Raw genomic sequence first — 7,332 nt, 5'->3', positions numbered from 1 at the left:
GCTACGCTTCGAGCAGGCCCAGACCCGCGACGGCCACCGGGTTGAGGTCGCTGCCAACCTGGGCAATACGGCCCACGCCGCCGATGCCGTCGAGCGTGGCGCCGAGGGCGTTGGTCTGCTGCGCACCGAGTTTCTGTTCATGGCTTACGCCAGCGCTCCGGATTTGGCGACGCAGATCGCCGAGTACCGTGAAGCCACCGATGCACTCGCTGGCCGACCGCTGGTCGCCCGAACGTTGGACGTGGGCGGCGACAAGCCCCTGCCCTACTGGCCAGTCCCCCAGGAAGACAACCCCTTCCTCGGCCTGCGCGGCATTCGCCTGGCGCTGACCCAGCCGGACGTGCTGGAAACGCAGCTTCGCGCCCTGCTGATGGCCGCCGTAGGCAAACCGCTGCGCATCATGCTGCCGATGGTCAAGGACGTGGCCGAATTCCGCGCCGCCAAAGCCATCTACGACCGACTGCTCAAGGAGATCCCTGAGCAGCAGCGCGCCACCGACGTGCAGCTTGGCGTGATGATCGAGGTGCCCTCCAGCGCGCTGCTGGCACCGACGCTGGCCGCCGAAGTGGACTTTTTCTCGGTGGGCACCAACGACTTGACCCAGTACACCCTGGCCATCGACCGCGGCCACCCGGAGCTGTCTGCCCAGGCCAACGGCCTGCACCCGGCCGTACTGCGGCTGATCCAGATGACCGTCGACGCAGCCCACGCCCACGGCAAGTGGGTCGGCGTCTGTGGCGAGCTGGCATCGGATGCCATGGCGGTTCCGGTGCTGGTGGGCCTCGGCGTCGACGAGCTGTCGGTCAGCGCGCGGCAGATCCCGCTGGTCAAGGCCCGCCTGCGGGAGTTCGACCTGGCAGAAGCGCAGGCCACGGCGCAGCTGGCCCTGAGCAAGGCAACCAGCGATGACGTGCGCGATGCGCTGGAGGCTCGCTGATGGCACGAGTGGTCTGCATCACGCTGAACCCGGCCCTGGACCTCGCCTTCGACCTGGAGACGCTGACGCTGGGGCAGGTCAATCGCCCCACTCACGCCCAGCTGGAGGCGGCGGGCAAGGGGGTCAACGTCGCCAGGGTGCTGGCCAGCCTTGGCCATGAGGTGGTCGTCAGCGGCTTTCTGGGCCAGGACAACGATGCCCCCTTTCGCCTGGCCTTTCCGCATTACGGCGTTCAAGACGCCTTCGTACGGGTGCCGGGCAACACCCGTATCAATGCCAAGCTTGCCGAGCAGAGCGGCCGGGTGACCGATATCAACGGCCCCGGCATGCCCATTGACGCAGCTCACCTCAACGCCCTCCGCCAAGTGCTCAACGGCCTGTTCGAGGGCACCGCCCCGCAGGCCATCGTCGTGGCAGGCAGCCTGCCGCCGGGCATCGACTCGGCCATCTTCGGTGAGCTACTCGATTTCCTGAAAGGCTTTGGCGTGCCGCTGTGGGTGGATACCAGCGGTCCGGCACTGCTGACGGCCATCGCCGCCCAGCCTGCGGCGGTGAAGCCCAATGAAACCGAGCTGGCCGAGTGGGCGGGGCACGCCCTCGATTCCGATGCCCAGCGCCACGCTGCTGCCCAGCGGCTGCATGCCGGCGGTATCGAACACGCGCTGATTTCCGCCGGTGCCGAAGGCGTCTTGTGGGCCAGCCAGTACGGCACTTGGCACTCGACGCCGCCCAGCGTTCACGCAGTCAACACCGTGTGCGCGGGCGATACCTTCGTGGCGGGCATGCTGCATGGGCTGCTGAGCCAGCACGCCCCCGACGCCACGCTGCGCTTCGCCACGGCGCTGTCTGCCGAAGCCGTTCGCCATGTTGGCGTGGGCAACCCCCACGCCGACGATTTCGACTCACTCCAACAACAGACCCGGGTACGGCGTCTTGACGACACCCACACCGAGGGAGCCACGCGATGAACCTGATCCTGATTACCGCCTGCCCCAGCGGCATGGCGACCACCTTCCTGGCCGCCAAGCGCCTGGAACAAGCCGCCACCCGGCTGGGCTGGCACGTCCATGTGGAAATGCATGGTGAAATTGCCCCTCTGCAGGCGGCCACCGCCGAACAGATCGCCAACGCCGACCTGATCGTGGTCGCCGCCGACCAGGTCCCGGCCCCGGAGCGTTTCGAAGGTAAGCGGCTGTTCAAGGCGCCGATTGCCAGCGCCCTTCCCGACCCTACGGCGTTTTTGACCCAGGCAAAACGCGACGCCCCTCTGTATAGCTCCCCGGCCACCACCGCAGCGGCCCCCGCCGGCAGCCCAGGCGGCCAACGCATCGTTGCCGTCACCGCCTGCCCCACCGGCGTTGCCCACACCTTCATGGCCGCCGAAGCGCTGGCCGAAGCGGGCAAGGCCATGGGCCACCAGATTCGCGTGGAAACCCAGGGCTCGGTGGGTGCACAAAACCAGCTCACCGATGAAGAGATCGCCGCCGCCGACGTGGTCGTGCTGGCCTGCGACATCGAAGTGGACCCTTCTCGCTTTGCGGGCAAGCGCATTTATCGCACCTCCACCAGCAACGCGCTGAAAAAGCCCCGCCCGACGCTGGAAGCCGCGCTGACTGACGCGGCGGTGGAAGATAGCACCAGCGCTGCTGGCGGCGCCTCGGCCAAAAAGGGGATCAAGGAAAAAGGCGTCTACAAGCACCTGCTGACCGGCGTTTCCTTCATGCTGCCCATGGTCGTCGCGGGCGGCCTGTTGATTGCCCTGTCGTTCGTGTTTGGTATCGAAGCGTTTCAGGAAGAAGGCACCCTGGCGGCAGCATTGATGCAGATCGGTGGCGGCACCGCCTTTGCACTGATGATTCCCGTGCTGGCAGGCTACATTGCCTACTCGATTGCCGACCGCCCCGGCATCGCCCCCGGCATGATCGGCGGCATGCTGGCCGCCAATATCGATGCCGGTTTCATCGGCGGCATTCTGGCCGGCTTCCTGGCAGGCTATGTGGCGCTGGCCGTGACGCGGTACGTCAAGCTGCCTGCCAGCGTGGAATCCCTCAAGCCGATCCTGATCATCCCATTCGTGGCCAGCCTGGTCACCGGCCTGACCATGATCTACGTGATCGGCGAACCCGTGGCCGCCATCATGGCCGCCCTGACCGGCTTCCTCTCCTCCATGGGCTCTACCAACGCCGTGCTGCTGGGGATTCTGCTGGGCGCCATGATGTGCTTCGACCTGGGTGGGCCCGTCAACAAAGCCGCCTACACCTTCGGCGTGGGCCTGCTGGCATCGCAAACCTACGCGCCCATGGCGGCCATCATGGCAGCGGGCATGGTGCCTGCCATTGGCATGGGCATCGCCAGCTTTGTGGCGCGCAACAAGTTCTCTGCCCCTGAGCGGGAAGCGGGCAAGGCATCGTTCGTGCTGGGCCTGTGCTTCATCAGCGAAGGCGCGATTCCCTTTGCCGCGAAAGACCCGCTGCGGGTGATTCCGGCCTGTATCGCGGGGGGCGCGGTGACCGGCGCGCTCTCCATGCTGATCGGCGCTCAACTGATGGCGCCGCACGGCGGTATCTTCGTGCTCCTGATCCCCAACGCCATCACCCCGGCGTTCCTCTACCTGGGGGCGATCATTGCGGGCTCCTTGATTACTGGCCTGGGCTATGCGTTCATCAAGCGCGGTGCTGCACAGGTAGCGGTGGCCAGCTAACGGTTGCACACTGGCCTTACCAGGGGCGGGCCCAGGCCCGCCCTTTTTGTAGCCAAGTCCTTCAGCTGGCCCAAACCCTCGTTTTATTACTCTTTTTCAAGCTATTCAAGCCGTACAGCGCTTCCATGGCGCTCAATATGTAGTATTTTTACACAAACAAGAGTCACGATTGGAGGCACACCCTCTGATTCGGAACAACGATGTAAAAACAAATAGGACCGCCCGTTATGTTTCAACTCACCCGCAGCGTTACCTGGCAGGCCCTGGAGCGCCTGCGCGATCAAACCGCCAACGATCGCATTCGCGACTATTTTTCCCACGACCCTAAGCGCTTCGAAAAAATGAGCCTGCGTGTCGGAGGCCTTTTTCTGGACTACTCCAAGCACCAGGTGTCTGATGCGGTACTGGCCAAGCTGATCGAACTGGCCGACCACTCGGCCCTGGTACAGCGCCGCGCTCAGATGTTCTCCGGCGACATCATCAACGTCACCGAAAACCGCCCGGTACTGCACACCGCGCTACGCCATTTGGGCGACGAGCCGGTCTACGTGGACGGCGAAGACGTGATGCCCGAAATCACTCGCACCCGCGAGCAGATCAAGGTGTTCTCCGAGGCGGTGCGTAACGGCGAGTGGAAAGGCTACAACGGCCAGCGCATCAAGGACGTGGTCAATATCGGCATTGGCGGCTCGGACCTGGGCCCCAACATGGCGGTGCGGGCGCTGCTGAAATACCGGCATCCGGAGCTGCACTTCCACTTCGTGTCCAACGTGGACGGCACTCACATTCAGAAAGTGCTCTCACGGCTCGACCCCGCCACCACGCTGTTCATCGTCTCTACCAAGACCTTCTCCACTCAGGAGACCCTGCTCAACGCCAAGACTGCGCGGCGCTGGTTCCTGGAGAACGCCGGGGAAGACGCCGACGTGGGGGCGCACTTCATTGCCGCCTCTACCAACCGCAAAGCGGCCATGGAGTTCGGCATTCGTGAAGAGAACGTGTTCGAGTTCTGGGCCTGGGTGGGCGGCCGCTACTCCATGTGGTCTTCCATTGGCCTGCCCATTGCGCTCTCGATTGGCTTCGAAGGCTTTATCGAGCTGCTGGAAGGCGCCCACGAGATGGACCGCCACTTCATCGAAGCGCCGTTCGCCCAGAACATGCCCGTATTGATGGCGCTGATCGGCATTTGGTATATCAACTTCATTGGCGCCGAAACCCAGGCCATCGTGCCCTACGACCAGGCGCTGAACCAGCTGCCCTCTTTCCTGCAGCAGCTGGACATGGAGTCCAACGGCAAGTCGGTGGATATTTTCGGCCACCCGGTGAATTACAAAACCGGCCCCATCGTGTGGGGGCAAACCGGCTCCAACGGCCAGCACGCGTTCTTCCAACTGCTGCACCAGGGCACCCGCTACGTACCCATCGACTTCATCGCTTCGCTCAAGCCGGAGCCGGGCGTGGAAGACCACCACTTTGCCCTGCTCACCAACATGCTGGCCCAGGCCAACGCCTTTATGGAAGGCAGCCAGGGCGACAGCAAAGAACTGAGCCAACTGGACCCCTACAGCTGCCCCGGCAACCGCCCTTCCAGCACGCTGCTGCTGGACGAGCTGACGCCGAAGAACCTCGGCGCGCTGATTGCGCTGTATGAGCACAAGGTGTTCGTTCAGGGCGTGATCTGGAATATCAACTCCTTCGACCAGTGGGGCGTGCAGCTCGGCAAACGCATTGCCGGTGAGATCAGCGAGCGCATCGACGCCAACGCCGCCGACTTCGACGCCTCCACCCAGGGCCTGCTGGAACTCGTCCGCGCCCACTTCCCGGGCACCGCACACCGCACAGACCCCGAAGCCGGAGACAAAAAGCCCGCTCGCAAGAAGCGTTAGGCTCAAGCGGCACTGACTGATGGCCTCCACTACGGTGGGGCCATTTTTTATGCCCAGACTTACGCAGTGCCAGGTAGCGAATCGTTACAGCCCACCGGCCACGCTTTCCCCATAGGGATAAAATTACCGCTTTCCACTGACACTGCCTCTTATTTTCCCCATCGGGAAAGTTCGGCTACTATACGTATTCCAGTCCGGTAATTTTCCTTATAGGGAAACGGGAGCGTAATATATATGCCTACCCTGCCAGCCCCAACCAACGCGGCGCTTTATTCGATTGAATCCGCCAGCAGTCTTGGCCTGATCATCCGTCAGGCTCGTAAACGCCAGCATCTGACCCTGGAAACCCTAGCGGGGCTGTGCGGCATCAGTATTCGCTTTTTAAGTGAACTCGAAAACGGCCGCGACACATGCGGCATGGGCAGAGTATTGCGCGTCCTGGAAACACTCGGTATCGAGCTTTTGGCACAGCCAATGGATAGCGATTCATGACCACTGAAACGCTCATTGTGTGGCAGAACTTCCAACGGGTGGGCACACTCTGGCGCGGCGCAGATAGCCGTCTCATGGGCTTTGAGTATGACGCAGAGTGGCAAGCTAGCGGGCAGGCCATTTCCAACAGCCTTCCTTTACACCAACGGACATGGCCGCCCGAAGCACTGACTGCCCATCACTGGTTCGGCAACCTACTGCCAGAAGAGCAAGCACGTGCGGCGATTATCCGCCAACTGGGCATTCCTGATGACGACTTCTCGCTGCTGACCGCGCTTGGTGGAGATTGCGCCGGGGCACTGTCGATTCTGCCGCCTCATCAACTACCAGAACCTGCGTCCAGCAATGACGACGGTACGCCACTGCCGCAAGAAAGACTTAACGAGTGGGCGGCCTTTCAACAACGTTATGCGCTATTTGCAGCGTCACAACCAGCGCCCAGGCCACGTCTTTCACTGGCCGGTGCACAAGACAAGATTCCTGTGATCTGGCGTGAGGAAGCTTTTTATTTGCCCCAAGGCACTGCTGCCTCTTCGCATATCATCAAGTTTGCGGTAGATGGACGCGACCATGTTATTTTCAATGAGCTTTACCTCAACACGCTGGCCAAGCTGGTCGGTATCGAGTGCCCCCGCACTTCAATACGTTATGCAGGGAAGTGCCCACTATTAGTGGTTGAGCGTTACGATAGAGCATGGGTCAACGGCTCTCTGCAACGCGTGCATCAGGAAGATTTATGCCAGGCAATGGGCAGACCGCGTACGCAGAAATACCAGGAACACGGCGGACCGACGCTGGCCGACTGCTTTCATCTGTTACGTGAGGTATGCAGGCCACCTGCCCCAGCATTGCAACAGTTGCTCCGCTGGCAAATTTTTAACGTATTGGTAGGCAACAGTGATGGCCACGCAAAAAATGTGTCATTACTACAAGATGCAAAAGGCAAATGGCGTATTGCTCCCGCTTACGACTTGGTGGGCACCATTGTTTTAGGATATGACCCTAGCCTGGCATTCTCCATTGGCAACCAAAACAACACCATGCAGCTTTTATCTCGTGACTGGAAGCAGCTGGCGACGCAGAGCCAAATTAGCTATCCATTCATCAAACGAGAGATTGAGCGACTTAAAGCGCTACTGCTTCGATTTGTTGACTCCACAGTAATGCAGCAAGCTTTAATAGAGGCAGGGCTATCCGAGGGCGCTTGGCCACGTTTACAACAACAGCGCCACCACATCGTAAAACAGTGCAAGAAAGCAGCGCATTGGTGACTTCATTCTCTTGCTAAAACCAGCTCCCAGGTAACGAAAAACGAG

The 7,332-nt window shown here is 61.5% G+C and carries 6 protein-coding genes; all 6 read left to right on the top strand.

Annotation, left to right across the window (positions count from 1 at the left end; translation table 11 throughout):
* A partial coding sequence (locus tag B7L72_RS00470; RefSeq protein ID WP_139788406.1) for a putative PEP-binding protein occupies window positions 1–937 on the top strand: 937 nt, incomplete at its 5' end.
* On the top strand, window positions 937–1,905 hold the full coding sequence (pfkB, locus tag B7L72_RS00465; protein WP_081191967.1) for a 1-phosphofructokinase: 969 nt from the start codon (window positions 937–939) through the stop codon (window positions 1,903–1,905). The genes B7L72_RS00470 and pfkB, both read left to right, overlap by 1 nt.
* A complete protein-coding gene (locus tag B7L72_RS00460) occupies window positions 1,902–3,638 on the top strand; it encodes a PTS fructose-like transporter subunit IIB (RefSeq protein WP_081191965.1) in 1,737 nt (578 codons plus the stop codon). Before pfkB ends, B7L72_RS00460 begins: the two co-directional genes overlap by 4 nt.
* 227 nt (window positions 3,639–3,865) lie before the next feature.
* Window positions 3,866–5,524: a glucose-6-phosphate isomerase gene (gene pgi / locus B7L72_RS00455; RefSeq protein WP_081135071.1), complete on the top strand. Its 1,659-nt coding sequence runs from the start codon at window positions 3,866–3,868 to the stop codon at window positions 5,522–5,524.
* Between the two features lie 234 nt (window positions 5,525–5,758).
* A complete protein-coding gene (locus B7L72_RS00450) occupies window positions 5,759–6,016 on the top strand; it encodes a helix-turn-helix domain-containing protein (RefSeq protein WP_081191963.1) in 258 nt (85 codons plus the stop codon).
* Window positions 6,013–7,287: a type II toxin-antitoxin system HipA family toxin gene (locus tag B7L72_RS00445; RefSeq protein WP_081191961.1), complete on the top strand. Its 1,275-nt coding sequence runs from the start codon at window positions 6,013–6,015 to the stop codon at window positions 7,285–7,287. The genes B7L72_RS00450 and B7L72_RS00445 overlap by 4 nt, the downstream gene beginning before the upstream one ends.
* Window positions 7,288–7,332 lie beyond the last annotated feature (45 nt).

It is taken from the genome of Halomonas sp. BC1 (assembly GCF_002078135.1).
In the GTDB taxonomy this organism is placed as follows: domain Bacteria; phylum Pseudomonadota; class Gammaproteobacteria; order Pseudomonadales; family Halomonadaceae; genus Vreelandella; species Vreelandella stevensii.
This window is presented reverse-complemented; position numbering and strand designations above follow the sequence as displayed.